Genomic DNA, 15,607 nt, shown 5'->3' on the forward strand with positions numbered 1-15,607 from the left:
ACCGATGGGTGGGTTGTAACCGATGGCTTGCGGTTACAGGTGGCGCGAGGGCGGGGCGGTGTAACCGGAGGCGTTCCGGTTACACCGCCCCGCCCGGTTACAGGTGCGCCGCAGGTCAGACGCCCGATGAGAGCGGTGTAACCGATGTAACCGAGGATTCCGGGGGCGGGGGGCAGTAGCGGTTCCAGGCGTCTGTGAGGTCGTCGCGGTGGTAGCCCTTGACGATCTGTCCGCCGATGCGCAGGGCTCGCGGGGAGACGGGCTTGCCCTTGGCAGTGACGTACTCCTTGAGGGTCTTGGACAGGGCGCGAGCGTTGAGCGGGCGACCGTCGAGGTCGCCCCAGGGCGATTCCTCCATGGCGTTGAGCAGGTGCAGGATCTCGATGGTGGAGACGGTGCTCTCGCCGGGGAAGACGTGGTCGCGCAGGTCGGTAAGGAGCTTGACCCCCAGTGAGGCGCGGTCGTCCTCGTTCACCGCGGTGACGAGATCGACGCAGGCTTGGCGGGCCCGGTCGGGCCAGGTTCCGCCGGCCGCGTCGGCCACGGCGAGCAGCGGTTCCCATACGTCTGCGGGCCGGTCGGTGATGCCCTCGGGCATCTCGGGGAATGCCCCGTCGACGCGCGGCCGGACCTGCTTGGCCCAGGTGGTGAGCTGGTCGCGCAGGGCGTGGCCCTGCGGTTCGTGGATGCGGGCCCGGAAGGGCTCTACGTGCTCGTTACGGGCCCGGCGGCGCATCCGGATGATGACGGAGCGGGCAAGGATCGTGTCAGGCAGGGAGCCGAGCCCGCCCAGGGCGACGGCGCAGTAGGACGGGAAGGAGACGACGGTCTGTGTGCCGCCGTCGCCGACGCACCGGTAGGAGACGCCGCTCTTGCGGTGTCCGGCGTTGAGTAGCCCGCGCAGGTCTTCGTTGTCCTTGGCCTTGGGGCCGAAGACGGTGTCGATCTCGTCGAAGAGAATCGTGGGCCGCCCCGCCTCGTCGGCCACCGCGCGGAACAGTGCGGCGGGCGAGGCGTTCACGGCGTGCATGGGGTGGGGGACCAGGGTGCTGATGACTTCGAGTGCCCGGGTCTTTCCGCTGCCCGGTTCCGGGGAGAGGAAGGCGAGCCGGGGGGTGGAGTCGAAGCAGTCGAGCAGGTGCGTGTGGGCGTCCCACAGGGCGACGGCCACGTAGGCGGCCTCGGTGGGGAAGGCGTTGAACCGGCGGTGGAACGCCTCCACTGCGTCGAGCAGGGGGGCGCCGTCGATGGGCGGGGTGGGGGTCGCGTTCATGCGGCGGTCCTCCGGGTCTCGGTACCGATGTGGGTGCAGTGCCCGACGCGTACGCGGGCAGTGGGTTCGGTGACGGCCTTACGGTCCCGGGCGCGTTCGTGGTGGCTGCAGGCGCAGGGCCAGTCCGCTACGGGGATCTCGTTGCGGTCGAGTCCGCGCACGATCAGGCCCGGTTGGATGCCGGTCACGGTGACCGTGCGCGGGTCAGGGACAACAGCAACGCGGACGCCTTCGGCGACGACCTTCGGCGCCTCAGCGCCGGTGTGGCCGGGGCCGATTCGGCGAGGCTGGCGCGGGTTGGGGAGGCTTTTCAGAGGGGGATTGGTTCGGCTGGTCATGCTGCCTCCGGTCGTGGCCGGCAGGTGCGGATGGACCAGTCCAGGGCGCTGGCGATGGTGGCGCGGCACTCGGCCGCGGTGAGCCCGACGGCTTCGCCATCTGCCTGAAAAGCCGTTTCGACGACGTGGCGGGGAAGGTTGCCCCATGCCACGAACCGGCCCACGGCCCGGACGGACGCGAGCAGGGTGGCGTTGCGTCTGCCCTCACCCGCTGCCCGGACGGTGTCGCGCTCGCGCTGGAGGGCGGTTTCCGCGTACCTGTGGGCCCGCAACGGCACCGGAGCGGGCCCCGGCGCGGCCGTGGTGGGTTTGGGGTGTGGGGGCATGAGGCGTTGCCGGAGCCAGCCGGGCAGGGGGTTGATGAGGGCGGGCCCTTCGACGGCGTAGTGGTGGCCGTTGATGGTGCTGCCGGGGGCGACGACGTACCCGCCCCATGCGCGGGTGTCGACCAGGGGTGCGAGGGTTCCGGCGGTGTTGTGGAGGCGGGCGGCTGCGGGGGCGCTGAAGTACAGGTGGTGTCCGCCGCTCGCGGTCCGGATCGTGCGGGTGCGGGGCACCGGGTGTCCGGCGCGCTCGCAGAGCGCCTCGAAGGTCGTCACGCCGCAAGGCGTGTCCGCACTGCTGTTGGGCTTGGGCATGTCGAGGTCGACGACGACCAGCCCGGACGGGCCGGTCGCGATACCGACGTTCCATGCTCCGGTGGACCAGGCGGCGCGGATGCGGTCGGGGTCGGTGGTGGCGCGCTGCTCCCACTTCAGGTGGCCGGTGATGCAGGGGCCGGTGCGGGGGCAGGCACTCTCGCCGTGGAGGGCGGGGCGCTTGTCGCCGGGGCGGAGCGGGAAGACGTGCCAGCCGCGTTCGGCGGCCTGTAAGGCTGCGGACAGCAGCGCGGTCCGGGGGTGATGGGTCATGCTGGGTGTCTCCAGTTCTCTGATGAGGGTGGCTGGATGAGGGCGGCCCCGGTTCTTGGTCGGATGGGGGCCGCCCTCGTTGTGGGTGGGTCAGGCGGCGGCGGACTCGTCGCCGCGGGCGGTGGTCAGGCAGCCGTCCGGGGTGCGGACGACCCCGCCGTCGGTGGTGAGGGTTTTGACGGCCTTGGACACGGCACCCTTCGACAGGCCCGTGAGCGTCACCAGTTCCTTCTGTCGGACCGGTTCGTCGGCGGTCTCGATGGCCTTGAGCACGCGGGCGGTGGCACTGTCCACGGCGGGTGCCGTCTCGGGCGTGGTGTCCTTCACGAGGGTGAGCGTCGGGGTTCCCGCGGCTTGGGTCGTGGGCGCGGTGGTGCGGGACCAGGGGGTGCGGTCGGGCAGGGCGATGACGACGGCCTTGTCCATGTAGCGGACCTTGACGGGGTCGGGCTTGCGCTTGCCGTCCCGGATCAGGGCGACGCCGGGGACGGGGAGTTCGTCGGCGGTCCAGCCCTTGGCCTGTGCGTCCTCTCCGAGGACAACGCGGGCTTCGGCCGGTGTGCGGACGGCGAGGCAGATGGAGACGCCGATCTGCGGGGCGATCTGCTTGGGGATGCCGTCGCCGATGGTGGGCTTCTGGGTCATCCACCACAGGTCGATGCACGCGGCCCGCCCCATGCGGGCGATGGACTCCAGAGCCGGGAGCGCGGATCGGTTGGCGGTGCGTGTCTTGCCGTCGGCGGTCTCCATCTCGTAGGGGACCTTGTCGGCAGCCGTCATGACTTCGGCGCCCTCGTCGACGACGACGGTGATCCGTGGCCGGTCCGGGGTGGGGGTCCAGGTGTCCTGTCCCTTGGGCAGGACGGAGAGCCGCTCCAGCATCTCCGTCTCCAGCTCGTCGGTGACGTCGATGACCTCACACGGGGTGGAGGCGACGCGCGCCCGGTGGTCCCACAGGCGGCCTTCCACGCGCTTGAGATCGATGATGACCAGCGCGTTGGCCTCTCCCTCAGACGCGTCGTAGAGCAGTGGGCGGGAGGCGACGGACTTACCGGCGCCGGAGCGTCCGGCGATCAGGAGCCGTTCCCCGAGGGGCACGGTCACCTGCTCGCCGGTCACGGTGTCGATGCCGAGGGAGCGACGCTCGGGCGTCCATGTCAGGTCGTCGCCGTCGGCCGCGCTGCGGGTGCGCAGGATGAGCTCGGCCCACCCGCCCTGCTTGCCTGCCTTGGTCTGGATGCGCAGGCTGGTGCGGGCTCCGAGCAGCGAGCGGACGTGGTCCTCAGCCGTGCGGAGCTTCGTGGCGGTCCATGTCCCGTCGAGGCGGACCGCGCACACGATTCCGGCGTCGGTCAGCTTCGGCCGGCCGGTGAGCGTTCCGGTCAGGCCGCGCTGTTCGGCGTGCTCCTTCCAGTGCTGGGGCTGGAGGCGTTTCAGCAGCGCGGTCTCTTCGGCGGTGGGCTTGAGTGCGGTGGTGTCGCGCCCGCGCACGGCGGCCCAGACCGTCAGGGCAGTGACGGCGGCGACCACGGCGATGGCGGACCACACCCAGGCGCGGACGGACACCTGCGGCAGCCACACGTACGCGGCGACGCCGAGGGCGGTGGCGGTCTTGGAGGCGAACAGCCACATCGGGTCCGGGACGCGGCGCCTGGCCGTGCGCAACTCGCGTTCGGCGCGGTGGCGCAGGGGGGTGACGCCTTCGGGGTCTATGGCGCGGGCGGTGGCGAGGGCGCGGCGGGCGTCGCGTACGAGGGGCTTGCGGTCGGCGCGCAGAGTGCGGCGGCGGTCTGCTTCCTTGCGCCACCGGTCCGCGCTCCATCGGGCGGCGGTGGCGGCGTACTGGCGGTGTGTACGCCAGACTTGAGACTGACTCACGGGATCTTCTCCAAGGGTTCTGAGTCGGTGAGGGCGGGCCCTGCACGGCCCGCCCTCACGCGGGTGCGTGTGTACGCGGAGTAATGAGGTTTCCGGTTTCCTGGTTTCCACCGGGGCCCCTACGCGTGTGCGCGCGAGGCCGGAAACTCCGGTCACCCTGCGTCGCTACGGGGGTTGTGGCGGCCGAACGCGGCCCGGGGGGTCTCAACCCACCCGGAAGGGGGTCCAGCGTCTCTGCTGGGCGCCTGCGGCTTCCGGGTGTTCGGGGTGGGTTTCAGCTCGCGCGGACCTTGGGGCGCCGGGCGAGCGACTTCGGCCCCGGGGCGGGGGCGGTGCCACCCGTTCCCTGACCGGGCCCGGTACCGGACGCACCGGCCGGGGTCTCGGGCGGGCGGATGTTCTCGGGACCGCGTGACCCATTCTCGGGCCGGGTGCGGGCCATCACCGGCGCCGCAGCGACTTGGACGCCGCCTTGGTGTCGGTGCCGTTGATGGACTTCACGACGGTGACCACGCCCCACGCCATGACGGCCGCGAGGAAAGCCAGCAGCGCGAGGTTCGCCGCGATCGCGGTCAGCACTCCGACCAGCAGCGGGCCGAAGTAGACCCCGGCGGCGACCGCGCCGGCGCCGACCCCGGAGCCGAGCGCGATGCGCTGCACCGTGCGGTCCGGCGGCGCCTGGTGGATGTGCTGCACGATCTGCTGCGGAGCCTGCTGAGGTGCGGGCAGGTGAGCGGCGTCGGTGTAGGTGAAGGTGCCGTCCGGGAGCTGGACAACGGTGACCGCCCGGGGGGCGGGAAGGTGCTGATCCATGGTTCTCCTTCGGTTCAAGCCGCGGCGGTGAACGAGTCGGAGCAGGCAACGCACATGCCGAGCGAGCGCGGGATGCAGTACCCGGCGTCGCGGCGGCAGTTGGGGCAGGTCCGTCGGGCCGCCATCGCCTTAGCGAGAGCGGCCCGCCGGGCGGGGGTCATCGGCCGTACTGGTTTGGCCCGGTCGATGCGGTAGAGGTAGGCGACGAGCGGGCCCCGCCGTCGGCGGGGCCGTTCGAGCTGCGCGGCCACGTCCTGACCACCCGGCCGCAGCCCCATCGAGCGGAGCTGGCGGCGGGTGGCGTATCCGTCCGGGGCCAGGCGCCACCGGTAGATGGGCAGCGTGGCCATTACGCGACCATGCGTTTCCACGCGGCCCGCAACCGGACCTCGGATGCGGAGTGCCCGGCGGTACGGAAGCGTGACGCCATCTCCCGGTACGACAGCGCCGGTGTCTCGCTGTGCCGGATCTCGTCGACGAGCACGTCCAGCGCCTCATCCGTCAGGGCGCCGGCCGACTCCAACGCGAACGCCGAAACCGGCTCCGTGGGGCCCCAGACGGGGAGTTCCCAGCGGGGTGTGACGCCTGCTGTGACGCGGGTCGTCACGCTGGTCAGGGCCCGTCCGGTGCCCTCACCCTCCCGCGCCGTCTCCAGCGTCGACCAGGCCCGGGAGAGGGTGTCGGCGGTGCGTGCCTGTACGTGTGCGACGCGGGCACCGGCCTGCGTCACGGCCGTCAGCCGCGTCTCCTCCGTAGAGGCTTCGGCCCTCAGCCGGGCGCGGGCCACGGCGGCTTCGTCGCGGGCTTCCTGCTGAATCCCCTGGATCGCATCCAGAGCCTCACTGGTGAGCGCGGTGCGCTCCCACAGCCCGTGGACCAGCCACAGGGCCTTAGCCGCGATTGGCAGCCACGCGACGGCCAGCCACGCACCCGTCGATTCTTCGGCGGTGAGCGCGTGGGCGACCAGCACGCCGGTCGCGATGAGCCCGAAGGACCAGCCCACGACGGTGACCGGGGTGGAGTGGTCGCCCTGCGCGGCGAGGCGGCGTTCGTAGGCGAGGGTGGCGAGCCATCCGCCGTCGATCCCGAGACCGACGACCAGCGCGACCGGCCACGGCATCGCCGTGCCCAGCCACATCATCACCACGGCCAGGGTGAGGACCATGGAGACGGCCGTCATGCCGACGGCGGGCAGTACGGTTTTGGCGTTCATGCTGCGCTACCTCCGATGACGGCCGGGGGGGTCGGGCGGACGGGGATTCCGGCCCACAGGTGGGCGGCGGCCGGGGCATGGCGGGTCTCGTGCCACTCCCACTCGGCGCCGTCCGCGGCCCCGTAGCCCAGGGAGGCGAGCACCTGTGCGCGCTCTTCCGGGGTCGGCATCGGGGCGGAGCGGCCGAAGTCGTGTCCGGGCGACTCCAGCAACGGGGCGTCGGTCAGGACGTAGAGCACCCAGGTGCCGGACGCCTGCGTGCCCATCCGGGCCTGCGGCAGGCTCTCCATCACGCCACCTCGTTGGCGGTCGTGTTTGCCAGGGCGCGGCGGGCGGCGAGCACCCGCCGGCGGGCCCGGCGGATGCGCCGCTCGTCCAGCTCGTTCGCCGGGTGGTCGATGGTCATGATCTGCGCGTCCAGCAGCTCGACTTCCGCCCGGATGAGCGGCATCTCCTGGTCGATCGCGTCCAGCTCGGCGGCCGACGGCTCGATGTCGAGCGGCGCGGCCGTAACAAGGGTCTGAGGTGCAGCGATGGTCTTCATGGGTCGTTTTCTCCTTGCGGTGGAACGGCCCTACAGCGGCCCCGGTGTTCGAGCACCGGGGCCGCGCGCCGTTGTGTGGGTGAAGCAGGAAGAACGTTCTCCGGCTCCCCTCTGCCCCGCCCGTACGGCACCCCCGACGGGGTCCGGACGGGCGGGGGAGGCAACCGGCCCCGCGATAGCCGCGGGATTCACGGTCCGAACTGGCGGCCTGGACTACGTGGCCACCGACTCAAGGGGCGTTGTCACCCGCGCCGGTGCAGCGCGGGCAACGCCTCGGTACATCGCCTGATCATTGGGTTCCTCTCGGCCGGCCGAATGGGATGGAGCACTGCAAGGGGGATCTCGTCCCCACACTCCGGCCGTTGCTCGCGGTCACCGGGCCACCTCGCCAGTAGGGCCGAAACCCCGTCCACCTGGCCTTTAGCGGGATTGCAGCGTCCCCGCCCTCTGCTACCGAGCAGCCCAAAGAAGGGCCCCTCTCACCGCCCCGCCCTACGGCTGATGCGATACCTGTATTACAGGTCCTGCATGGTGGTGCCGTCAAGCGGGCGGCGGAACTTCGTGTCTTCGCGCCGTGAACTTCCTGGCGCACCATCAGCATTGCTGCAGGCCAGGGGCGTTGGTTACCCCATCCGTGGACAGCTCAGATTCATCTCGCTACGGTCAAGAGGTCCCAAGACGTCCCACTGGGGGTTGCGATGTCCAACGAACGCTTACGGTCGGCTCTACTCGCGCAGGGCATGACCGTGCAGGACCTGGCCGATTCGCTTGAGGTCAACCCGAAGACGGTCGAACGCTGGATCACCCAGGGCAAGGTTCCGTATCGGCGACATCAGTACGCCACAGCGTCAGTGCTCAAAGTCGATGTGACGACCCTGTGGGACGACTCCCGCGCAGTCGACACCGCAACTGACCTGAGTAAGGCAGAGATCGTCACGATCTATCCGCATCGCCACATGGTCCCCAGCACCTTGTGGCGCGGCATCTACGAACGTGCAGAGTCGCACATCGACGTTCTCGTCTACTCCGGTCTGTGGCTGTCGGAGGACCCGCTGTTCCATGACCTCCTGAAAAGGAAGGTGCAGGGCACAGCTCAGGTCAGAATCCTGCTCGGGGATCCTGGCTGTGCTGCTGTGCACCAACGCGGCATAGACGAGGGGCACCGGATCATGGACGGCAAGATTCGCAACGCCCTCGTGAACTACCGCCCGCTCTTCACCAGTCACCCCGAGATCGGTTTTCGCCTGCACGACGGAACGCTCTACAACTCCCTCTTCCGGTCCGACGACGAGATGCTCGTGAACACCCACGTCTACGGGATCGGGGCGTACATGGCGCCCGTCCTGCACCTGCGGCGTCTCCCTGGAGGGGGGCTCTTCGACACCTACGCGAATAGCATCGAACAGACCTGGGGCAGTGCACGCCCGGTCGAGGATCACGACATCACGGGAGCTTGAGCATGGGACGCATCGACTACCTTCACGATCCTGCCGCCCCGCCGGCCAATTCGGTCGTTCCGTCTGTTGTGGCCTTTGTGCAGAACGGCGCCGGTGCCGTTCTGCTGATCCAGCGTTCGGATAACGGCCGCTGGGCCCTGCCGGGCGGCGGCCACGACGTGGGCGAATCCATCAGCGACACCGTCGTGCGTGAGGTGTGGGAAGAGACAGGGATCAAAGCAGAGGTCGTCAACATGTCGGGGATCTATACCGACCCCGGTCACGTGATGCTGTACGACGACGGCGAGGCCCGGCAGCAATTCAGCATCTGCTTCCGTGCGCGACCGGTCGGTGGCGACATCCGTACGAGCGACGAAACAACTCAGGTCCGCTGGGTGTCGCCAGCGGACCTGAACGATTTCGATGTCCACCCCACCATGCGGCTCAGGATCGAGCATGCGATGGACCAGGGACGGACGGCGCCCTACATCGGCTGACGCTTGGCGGCGGCGAGCCGCTCGACGACCCGCGCGGTACTTGCGAGGATCTCAGGCTCGGCACGGCGAATGAACGTACCGATCAAGCTGTCCGGCCCGTAGCGCCCGGCGATCTCGTTCACCCGGTCTACCGGATTTGTCGGGGCGCCGTCCGGGGTCGTGTTCATGTCGCAGTAGCAGAGCGCATCAGCGAGATGGGGGTGCGTCCGCGGGAATTCGTTCTCTAGCTCCTCGCGCAGCCCGCGCGCCTCCGCTTCCATCCATGCGCATGAGTGACGAGCGACGAGACACACCACCCGCTCGTCGGCGTGTGCCACGTTCCGGAGGTATCGCGCACCGTCCAGGGGGTGGAAGCCGGTCTTGGCTAGGTCGGGTGCGTACCCAATGTCGTGCAGCACTGCCGCGGCCTCCATCAGGTCGGCATCCTTTCCCAGGATCGAGGCGATCGTGCGTGCCCGCTCCGCGACCCCCTGGGAGTGGGCCCACCGGCGAGGCAGGGGCTCGGCAAGCAGTGACTCCGCGAGGGGGTAGGCCCACTCGGTCAATTCTGTGGTGCTCAAGGCTTGGAACCTTCCTCTTGGTTCGGCAGGGCCAACACGGTTCGCTGCTTTCCCTGCTTCCCTTCCGAAAGCAATCCAGCGGCCTGCAGTCTGTCGAGAGCCTTGCTGATTGTTGGCCGCGAGACGTCGAAGCGTGCGCTCAGCGTTGCCGCACTCGGGAAGGCTGCCCCGACGGAAAGTTCGTCGTCCGCGATCACGTCAGCGAGGCGTTCGGCCAACGGCCGGCGATCGATCGACTCGCCCCGTCGAATCACCCGCCAACGCCCACCAGGCACCGGCTCCGCGATGCCCTCCTTCTGGAGTACGCCGAACACCCGGAGCGCGACACCACGAGAGACCCCGTGGTCGCGCATAACCTCCGCAGCCGAAGGCAGTTCGGTCATCTCGTCGTCGGCTTCGATTTGCCCCCGAACAACATCGGCGATTTTCAGGAAGGTTCCCCGAGGGCTGGACTGCTGAGACACCCGCACTCCCTCTCTCCGTCGTAGTGGTCTCAAGCCTGCCATGCTCCTCTCGTCGTCGGCCCCGTCTGGCAGAGGTGCGATCGGTCCTCGAACGGGCGGGAAGACCACGCCATGGGCCATACGCGGGCCAGGGGCGCGCGTTCGGCGGTCGAAAGTCGAGTAAGCGCAGGTCAGCGGCACGTACATTCTGTTGCTCCGGCGGTCTTGAAAACCGTCGTGGCAGCGATGTCACCGTGGGTTCAAATCCCACACCCACCGCAGGTGAACGGCCCCTGACCAGTACGTATGGTCGGGGGCCTTTGCCATGCCCGGTTCCTGCCGATCACCGCTGGAGCCTCCCCGGTAGCGTAGGTAGACCGATTTGGGCTGCTGTAGCCGTCGTCACCGGCCAACTCTTCCCGTGGGCGCAGGCCGTCGTGCCGTGCGGGGACCACCGGCTCCGGAGCCGGCCGTCGCCGAGGTAATCGGCCGTCGTGCGGTCAACCCGCCTTGGCCGGGTCGACCCCGTACAGGTGCGAGGCTGCCATTGCCTGCTTCACGCCACATGTCCTCTGTTCATCGGCCGGGGCGAGCCACAGGGGGACCAGATGCGAGGCGGAGGACGAGGAGTCCATGCGCAGGTAGTGGCAGGCGCTGTTGATGTACAGCGCGAGGACGTAGACGTCATCGCCGTCGGCCTTGCCGGAGACCACGCGCACCGTGTCGTGGGCGGAGACCAGCCGCTCGTCCTTCAGCAGGTTCAGAGCGCCTTGTGGCGTACGGCTGTGCCCCGCGGTAGCCGTCTGCCGGTGCGCGTACGCCCCGCTGGGCTGCCGCGCGAGCAGTTCGCCCATCTGTGCCGCGAGACTGCCGGGCTCGCCGTCGGTCCGCGAGGCGGGGCAGGCCATCGTGGACCGGGTCACGCTGTGGGCGCCGAAGCCGAAGGTGTAGCGGTAGCAGCGCACTGGATAGGCATCCGGCGCGACTGTCTCTGTGCCCGGTGGCAGCAACCCCAGCATCACCTCGGCGGTGTGGACCTGCCCGCCGGACCGTCCCTGCCCTGTGCCGGCGCTCAGCAGCGCTCCGCCGTGTGCCTCGACCTGGGCGACGATCGTGCCTTCGGTGAACTGCCCCCCGAAGGTGTGCCCTGGTGACCAGAAGCCGGCATGCAGGTCGTCACGCAGGTCCTGGGTGAGTCCGGCGGCCTGGGCGTCGACTGCGGAGGTGTCCGGGGCGGTCCTTTCCTGGTAGAGCAAGGTGCCCGCCACGCCCGCGGTCCCGGCGACGAGTGCCGTCACCGTGACCAGCAGCACCTGCAGCCCGACGCTGCGCCCTCGCGCCTGCCCCGAAAGGGACCTCCGGTCCTGTCGGGCACCCGCGGCCTGCGTCGTCATGACTTTTCCCCTGTCGACAGAAGGCCGAATGCCTTGCTGTCGCCGCATACTGCCAGCCGCCCCTGACACCGGGCGGTGCTCTTGCCTCCAGCGGGTGGAATCACAGGATCCGCCGACGGCGGTCCGGAGGACTCGGCGGGACCCCTGAGTCTCTCGGTCACGTCACTTCGACGCCGCGTTCTCGCAGCGCTCCGGGACTCTCACCACCTCGAAGACCACCGGATAGGCCTTGATCGGCTGGTTCGGCGACGGCTGGGAACCACAGATCCGCCACGCGGTCGGGTCGTCCACCGGCCGGCCCCGTCCGCTCGCGTCCCTGAAGGTCATGTCCAGTTCGGCGCTCATCTGCTCGTACGCACGACCGGCGTTGCCGCCGATGACGTCGGGCATGACGGCGCCGACCGCCGTGGGATCTGCTGAGCGACGCGTCTCGGCGGGCCCGGGAAGGCGCCCGGCGGACGGGTGTTCTCAGGTCGTCCGCCGGGGTGTCGTGAGCCGGGCCGCCGAGGCTATGGCTGCGCGGGCCTCCTGCTCGGTGAGACCGGTGCTGATCGCCGCGTCGGTGAGCGCGTCCGCGAGTGCGTCGCCGAAGCCGTGTTCGTACGCGCGGCAGGCGGCCCAGAACAGGCGGGTGTTGCGCTGGCCCTCGTGCGCCGCGCGTACGAACTGGACGAGGCCCTGGCCCTGTCGGGCGGGTGAGCTCCGGCTCACGGGGTGGCGCGGGCGTGGTGGTGGCCTGAGCAGGTGCAGGAGGGCGCTGGGGCAGGGGGCCGGCGGGAGGTGGGCGGTGCCGGTGGCGAGCCGGTATCTGCCGTGGGTGGTGACGGAGCCGGGGCCGACCAGGTAGCCCCCGGTTCCGCGTACGTCGATGCCGGGGGCGAGGCGGCCGGCGGAGTTGCGGACGTGGACGCCGGACGGGCCAGTCAGCCAGAGGTGGCGGCCTCCGGACGTTATCGATGGTTTGGTTCAAGATTTCGCACGTTGTTGCTGGTTGGAACCTTCATGAGATCGATGCGACGTGGCTGCGATGTCAGTAAAGCCTCGTATGTTGGCCCGAAGATTCAGTTGGCCGACGAGCGGGCCGTCGAAGCGACAGTGCGTGCGACGTCCCGTGAGTTCCCCCTGAGCCCCGCAGCGTCTCTGTGCTCGTGGCCAGGGGTTGCCGCGCACCGGGGTTGTCCCCCTTGGCCGCCCTCCCGCGCCGTAGTGCACTGAGCCTTCGCCAACTTGAAGTCGCAGGTCAAAGGGCTGGTGTGCCTCGTGCTCGGGGGACTCATCGTGGTCGTAGGCGGCAGTCCGCGGAGGAGATCGTTCGTCAGGATCCGCTCTCGCCAGAGGAGGCAACGACAGCGGGGTAAAGCAGTTCGTCCTGAGGTACCTGTGCCATTACGGTGGCGCGATGGTGCACGTGCGGGAGATGGACGCGGCGGACATCGAGGCCGTTTCAACGATCCGAGTCCGAGGATGGCAGGCGGCTTACGCCGGCATCGTTCCTCAGACGTATTTGGATGCTATGACGGTGGAAGGTGATGCCGGTCAACGGCGGCAGTGGTTTTCTCAACCCGGACGAAAGTCACGAGATCTTGTGGCGCTCGGTGACCGTGGCCCGGTGGGGTGGATCTGCTTCGGGCCGTGTCGAGGTGAGGTGCCCGGTGCGGGACGGGTCGGTGAGGTCTACGCCCTGTACGTCTCACCGGATTTGATCGGCCAGGGCATCGGCCGGATCCTCATGGGCGAGGCTCACTCTCAGATGAAGGGCCAAGGCTTCGAGGTGTCAGCTCTGTGGGTTCTGTGTGACAACCAACGAGCCCAGCACTTCTACGAACGGGCTGGCTATCAGGCTGACGGTGCGGCTCAGGACGACGTCTACGACGGGATTACGCTCACTGAGCTCCGCTACCAGCGCGTACTTTGAGTCGAGCGCTGGGCGCATCCTTGTCAGCTCGAAGGACCGCCATCCCTCCCTCCAGGGACCAGCTTGACGGTTCACGTCCACCATGGCCGGGCAGCCCTCCACGATCCGGCGCATGCCGGATCCCGAGCTGCTTGTACGGATCACCGCGCGGCGCGCGGAACTCGGACGAACTCGAAGAACAGCTGGCCAAACAGCTTGCGGAGGTGCGGGCCGAGCGGGACGAACTCGCCGTCGCCGAACGTGTCCTTGAACAAATGGCTGGGCCGAGGAACGCGCCTCGGCCGGGCCGATGCCCGGGCAGGTGGCCGGACGAGCAGTGATGCTGAGTCCGCACCGAGAACCGGGCGTGAAGGAGGACTCGCTTCCCTGGGACCCGGCGCATCATCACCGCCGTGCGGGAGGCCGCCGAACCGGTCATGGCCCGCGAGGTCGGCGAGGTGGTGGGGGTGGACGTCGGCGTGCGGGCCAAGTTGGAACCGCTACGGACCAAGCTGGTCAGACTCGTCGATCGCGGCTGGCTGCGGAAACTGCCCGACGGCCGGTTCACCACCCGCCTGTGACCAGGAGCACCGCCGCTCGGAGCGGCTCGGAACGGGCGTAACCGAGGTGCCCCCTGAGCCCGTTGGAATTGTGTGACGAACGCACCCAGCGCCGCACCGGCAAGGCCGACCGGCGGAACTACTCCGGCAAGCACCGCAGCCATGGCCTGCACTTCCTCGCCCTGACCGATGAGAACGGGCGCCTGATCTGGATATCCGCCGCCCGGCCCGGCCGCACCCAAACACCGCCGCCCGCCACGACCACACCCCGCGGGTTACTTATCCCTGACGTAGTACTGCGCCGTGTTACGCGATGGTGTCGGGGTCCCTTGTCCCCGACTTCACCGGCTTTCGGGCCAGAAAGTACGCCTGCTGACCTTGCCGGGGCTTCTCCTGTTCGTTCGGCTCGCGAATCAGCCGGGCATCCACCATCAGCCCGGCCTGACTCAGCAGCTCGGCGATGCGGTCGGGAGAGACCCAGTAGACGTCGAGGGACAGCTCATGTCCATATGCATTCTCCAGGTGTCGAAGCCTGCCACCGGCCTTGAAGGCGATCAGCAGATGGCCGCCTGGAGTCAGCACGCGGTGGAACTCCCCGAACACAACCGGCAGCAGCTCCGGAGGGGTGTGCACGATGGAGTACCAGGCGATGACGCCGCCAAGACTGCCGTCCGCCAGGTCCAGGTCGGTCATCGACCCTTCGTCGAATTGCAGCTCCGGATGCCTGCGCCGGGCCACCGCAACCGTCTCCGGGGACAGGTCAATGCCGAACGTGGTCACCCCGAGGGACTGAAGGTGTGCTGTTACGTGGCCGGGTCCGCAGCCGAGGTCAGCGACGGGCCCGGCGTCGAGAGCCCGCGTGAGTTCGGCGAACGTGCCTATCATCGCGCGGCCGTACAGGTCGTCCTCGAACGCGGGGGGCACAAGCTTGGCGTAGTTGACGGCAACGGTGTAGTAGGCCACGCGGGTGGCGCGCAGGTAGGGCAGTTCGGTCATAGCTGAGGACATTAGTGCCCGCCTGCAAGGGGAAACGGCGACCACAACAGGACGAGGGCTGGGAAGGCTACTTCCCAGACGTTCCGTCCCGGATTCGCCACCGTGCCGCATGGTTGGCTGATCGACTGGGCCGTCACTGAGGGGTTGCCGCTGCTCCTCCGCGGCGGGCAAGTTCGCGGCGGAGGTCAAGGTTCTCGCCGTGCGCTTGCTCCAGCGCATCCCGCAGAGCTTGTACTTCTTCTCGGTGCTGCTTCTTCAGGCAGGTGATCTGGCTTGTCAGTGCGAGCACGAGGGTGCGCCGCTCGTCGCCCGGAGTGGCTGGTGCGGGAATCGGACGTGCCTGAGCTCTGAGGTGTTCGATGCGTCCGCGCAGGTCGGGGTGCTTGTAGAGGAAAGCGTGGGAGACGTTGGCCTCCCGCTGGACGGCCTGGAAGGTGATCGGCTCGCCACGCTTGATGAGGGCGCGGATCGCCTGCTCCGCGGCCTTCGTTTTGGCCTGCGACTTCGCTTTGGCAGCGGCGGCGAGAGTTTGCGTGCGTTTGGTGCGGGCGTCAGTCAAGGCCTGGTCCTTCGGTGGCGGTCGAGGTCGAGGGCGAGGGGAACCGGGCCAGCGGGAGCGGGGCCGCAGCCGGCGCCCTGGACCGCGCGGCCGGCCTTTTCGCGGATGGTGCCCAGGAGCCGGATCAAGGCTGCGTGTTCAGCCCGCCGCTGTAGAAGCCAGACGTTGTCCTCGGGCATGGGGCGACCGTGACGTTCCTGGAAGGGTGCGGCTCCTTTCGGGGGAAGGTCGTTGATCAGGCGCCGAGTTGGTAGTTGTGCTGGTCGGGGTAGGTGCGCTGATGTTCGCGGGTGTGGTG

Annotated in this window: 19 protein-coding genes, 1 tRNA gene and 2 pseudogenes; 6 read left to right on the forward strand and 16 right to left on the reverse strand. The window is 69.1% G+C overall.

Features of this window, described 5'->3' with window-relative positions; translation table 11 throughout:
• Positions 1-115: 115 nt before the first annotated feature.
• The 9 genes from ACFU5K_RS20460 to ACFU5K_RS20500 all read right to left on the reverse strand — a co-directional run bounded on the left by ACFU5K_RS20460 (position 116) and on the right by ACFU5K_RS20500 (position 6,970).
• Positions 116-1,273 carry a DUF3631 domain-containing protein gene (locus tag ACFU5K_RS20460; protein WP_384063551.1) on the reverse strand — a complete coding sequence of 386 codons (1,158 nt, stop codon included), beginning with the start codon at positions 1,271-1,273 and terminating at the stop codon, positions 116-118.
• A complete protein-coding gene (locus tag ACFU5K_RS20465) occupies positions 1,270-1,461 on the reverse strand; it encodes a hypothetical protein (protein WP_384063554.1) in 192 nt (63 codons plus the stop codon). Before ACFU5K_RS20465 ends, ACFU5K_RS20460 begins: the two co-directional genes overlap by 4 nt.
• 146 nt (positions 1,462-1,607) lie before the next feature.
• Positions 1,608-2,522, reverse strand: a complete 915-nt coding sequence (locus tag ACFU5K_RS20470) for a bifunctional DNA primase/polymerase (RefSeq protein ID WP_384063557.1) — start codon at positions 2,520-2,522, stop codon at positions 1,608-1,610.
• Positions 2,523-2,612: 90 nt separating this feature from the next.
• On the reverse strand, positions 2,613-4,400 hold the full coding sequence (locus ACFU5K_RS20475) for a MarR family transcriptional regulator (RefSeq protein WP_384063558.1): 1,788 nt from the start codon (positions 4,398-4,400) through the stop codon (positions 2,613-2,615).
• Positions 4,401-4,841: 441 nt separating this feature from the next.
• Positions 4,842-5,213 (reverse strand): DUF6251 family protein, encoded by a 372-nt coding sequence (locus ACFU5K_RS20480; protein ID WP_384063561.1) that lies wholly within the window; start codon positions 5,211-5,213, stop codon positions 4,842-4,844.
• Positions 5,214-5,227: 14 nt separating this feature from the next.
• Positions 5,228-5,563, reverse strand: coding sequence for an RRQRL motif-containing zinc-binding protein (locus ACFU5K_RS20485; protein ID WP_384063563.1), 336 nt, complete (start codon positions 5,561-5,563; stop codon positions 5,228-5,230).
• Positions 5,563-6,426: a protein spdB gene (locus ACFU5K_RS20490; RefSeq protein WP_384063565.1), complete on the reverse strand. Its 864-nt coding sequence runs from the start codon at positions 6,424-6,426 to the stop codon at positions 5,563-5,565. Before ACFU5K_RS20490 ends, ACFU5K_RS20485 begins: the two co-directional genes overlap by 1 nt.
• Complete coding sequence (locus ACFU5K_RS20495; protein WP_384063567.1) at positions 6,423-6,716, reverse strand: DUF6303 family protein; 294 nt, start codon at positions 6,714-6,716, stop codon at positions 6,423-6,425. Before ACFU5K_RS20495 ends, ACFU5K_RS20490 begins: the two co-directional genes overlap by 4 nt.
• Positions 6,716-6,970 carry a DUF6284 family protein gene (locus ACFU5K_RS20500; RefSeq protein WP_384063569.1) on the reverse strand — a complete coding sequence of 85 codons (255 nt, stop codon included), beginning with the start codon at positions 6,968-6,970 and terminating at the stop codon, positions 6,716-6,718. Before ACFU5K_RS20500 ends, ACFU5K_RS20495 begins: the two co-directional genes overlap by 1 nt.
• A gap of 740 nt (positions 6,971-7,710) precedes the next feature.
• Here ACFU5K_RS20500 and ACFU5K_RS20505 point away from each other — a divergent pair.
• A complete protein-coding gene (locus ACFU5K_RS20505; RefSeq protein ID WP_384063571.1) occupies positions 7,711-8,427 on the forward strand; it encodes a helix-turn-helix domain-containing protein in 717 nt (238 codons plus the stop codon).
• A 2-nt stretch (positions 8,428-8,429) separates the two neighbouring features.
• Positions 8,430-8,903 (forward strand): NUDIX domain-containing protein, encoded by a 474-nt coding sequence (locus tag ACFU5K_RS20510; protein WP_384063574.1) that lies wholly within the window; start codon positions 8,430-8,432, stop codon positions 8,901-8,903.
• On the opposite strand, the gene ACFU5K_RS20515 is transcribed toward ACFU5K_RS20510, so the two are convergent.
• Together ACFU5K_RS20515 and ACFU5K_RS20520 are read right to left on the reverse strand one after the other, a co-directional pair.
• Complete coding sequence (locus ACFU5K_RS20515; protein WP_384063577.1) at positions 8,891-9,463, reverse strand: HD domain-containing protein; 573 nt, start codon at positions 9,461-9,463, stop codon at positions 8,891-8,893. The two genes, ACFU5K_RS20510 and ACFU5K_RS20515, sit on opposite strands and share 13 nt — an antisense overlap.
• Positions 9,460-9,927, reverse strand: coding sequence for a GntR family transcriptional regulator (locus ACFU5K_RS20520; RefSeq protein ID WP_384063579.1), 468 nt, complete (start codon positions 9,925-9,927; stop codon positions 9,460-9,462). The genes ACFU5K_RS20515 and ACFU5K_RS20520 overlap by 4 nt, the downstream gene beginning before the upstream one ends.
• Positions 9,928-10,094: 167 nt before the next feature.
• Here ACFU5K_RS20520 and ACFU5K_RS20525 point away from each other — a divergent pair.
• Positions 10,095-10,182, forward strand: a tRNA-Ser gene (locus ACFU5K_RS20525).
• Between the two features lie 224 nt (positions 10,183-10,406).
• Here the strand turns inward: ACFU5K_RS20525 and ACFU5K_RS20530 are convergent.
• The 3 genes and pseudogenes from ACFU5K_RS20530 to ACFU5K_RS20540 all read right to left on the reverse strand — a co-directional run.
• On the reverse strand, positions 10,407-11,300 hold the full coding sequence (locus tag ACFU5K_RS20530; RefSeq protein WP_384063580.1) for a hypothetical protein: 894 nt from the start codon (positions 11,298-11,300) through the stop codon (positions 10,407-10,409).
• A gap of 162 nt (positions 11,301-11,462) precedes the next feature.
• Positions 11,463-11,690: a hypothetical protein gene (locus ACFU5K_RS20535; RefSeq protein ID WP_384063583.1), complete on the reverse strand. Its 228-nt coding sequence runs from the start codon at positions 11,688-11,690 to the stop codon at positions 11,463-11,465.
• Between the two features lie 78 nt (positions 11,691-11,768).
• A pseudogene (locus ACFU5K_RS20540) lies at positions 11,769-12,251 on the reverse strand (bifunctional DNA primase/polymerase); the annotation flags it as partial.
• 448 nt (positions 12,252-12,699) lie between these two features.
• On the opposite strand from ACFU5K_RS20540, the gene ACFU5K_RS20545 reads away from it, so the two are divergent.
• From ACFU5K_RS20545 to ACFU5K_RS20555, 3 genes and pseudogenes are all read left to right on the forward strand, one after another.
• Positions 12,700-13,215, forward strand: a complete 516-nt coding sequence (locus ACFU5K_RS20545; RefSeq protein ID WP_384063586.1) for a GNAT family N-acetyltransferase — start codon at positions 12,700-12,702, stop codon at positions 13,213-13,215.
• Positions 13,216-13,607: 392 nt separating this feature from the next.
• Entirely contained in the window at positions 13,608-13,775 is a 168-nt protein-coding gene (locus tag ACFU5K_RS20550; protein WP_384063588.1) for a hypothetical protein, read from the forward strand.
• A gap of 68 nt (positions 13,776-13,843) precedes the next feature.
• Positions 13,844-13,939: pseudogene (locus ACFU5K_RS20555) on the forward strand (hypothetical protein); the annotation flags it as partial.
• 121 nt (positions 13,940-14,060) lie between these two features.
• Here the strand turns inward: ACFU5K_RS20555 and ACFU5K_RS20560 are convergent.
• Positions 14,061-14,750, reverse strand: a complete 690-nt coding sequence (locus ACFU5K_RS20560; RefSeq protein ID WP_384063591.1) for a class I SAM-dependent methyltransferase — start codon at positions 14,748-14,750, stop codon at positions 14,061-14,063.
• Positions 14,751-14,883: 133 nt separating this feature from the next.
• Positions 14,884-15,309, reverse strand: coding sequence for a DUF6262 family protein (locus ACFU5K_RS20565; RefSeq protein WP_384063592.1), 426 nt, complete (start codon positions 15,307-15,309; stop codon positions 14,884-14,886).
• Between the last annotated feature and the right edge of the window lie 298 nt (positions 15,310-15,607).

The sequence above is a fragment of the Streptomyces sp. NPDC057428 genome (assembly GCF_042803195.1).
Classification (GTDB): Bacteria; Actinomycetota; Actinomycetes; order Streptomycetales; family Streptomycetaceae; genus Streptomyces.

Excerpts from the sequence above, each read along its gene's own strand:
- ACFU5K_RS20460 (WP_384063551.1), bottom strand. The coding sequence starts at position 1,273 with ATGAACGCGACCCCCACCCCGCCCATCGACGGCGCCCCCCTGCTCGAC.
- ACFU5K_RS20470 (WP_384063557.1), bottom strand. The coding sequence starts at position 2,522 with ATGACCCATCACCCCCGGACCGCGCTGCTGTCCGCAGCCTTACAGGCC.
- ACFU5K_RS20480 (WP_384063561.1), bottom strand. The coding sequence starts at position 5,213 with ATGGATCAGCACCTTCCCGCCCCCCGGGCGGTCACCGTTGTCCAGCTC.
- ACFU5K_RS20485 (WP_384063563.1), bottom strand. The coding sequence starts at position 5,563 with ATGGCCACGCTGCCCATCTACCGGTGGCGCCTGGCCCCGGACGGATAC.
- ACFU5K_RS20490 (WP_384063565.1), bottom strand. The coding sequence starts at position 6,426 with ATGAACGCCAAAACCGTACTGCCCGCCGTCGGCATGACGGCCGTCTCC.
- ACFU5K_RS20495 (WP_384063567.1), bottom strand. The coding sequence starts at position 6,716 with ATGGAGAGCCTGCCGCAGGCCCGGATGGGCACGCAGGCGTCCGGCACC.
- ACFU5K_RS20500 (WP_384063569.1), bottom strand. The coding sequence starts at position 6,970 with ATGAAGACCATCGCTGCACCTCAGACCCTTGTTACGGCCGCGCCGCTC.
- ACFU5K_RS20505 (WP_384063571.1), top strand. The coding sequence starts at position 7,711 with ATGACCGTGCAGGACCTGGCCGATTCGCTTGAGGTCAACCCGAAGACG.
- ACFU5K_RS20510 (WP_384063574.1), top strand. The coding sequence starts at position 8,430 with ATGGGACGCATCGACTACCTTCACGATCCTGCCGCCCCGCCGGCCAAT.
- ACFU5K_RS20530 (WP_384063580.1), bottom strand. The coding sequence starts at position 11,300 with ATGACGACGCAGGCCGCGGGTGCCCGACAGGACCGGAGGTCCCTTTCG.
- ACFU5K_RS20535 (WP_384063583.1), bottom strand. The coding sequence starts at position 11,690 with ATGCCCGACGTCATCGGCGGCAACGCCGGTCGTGCGTACGAGCAGATG.
- ACFU5K_RS20545 (WP_384063586.1), top strand. The coding sequence starts at position 12,700 with ATGGTGCACGTGCGGGAGATGGACGCGGCGGACATCGAGGCCGTTTCA.
- ACFU5K_RS20560 (WP_384063591.1), bottom strand. The coding sequence starts at position 14,750 with ATGACCGAACTGCCCTACCTGCGCGCCACCCGCGTGGCCTACTACACC.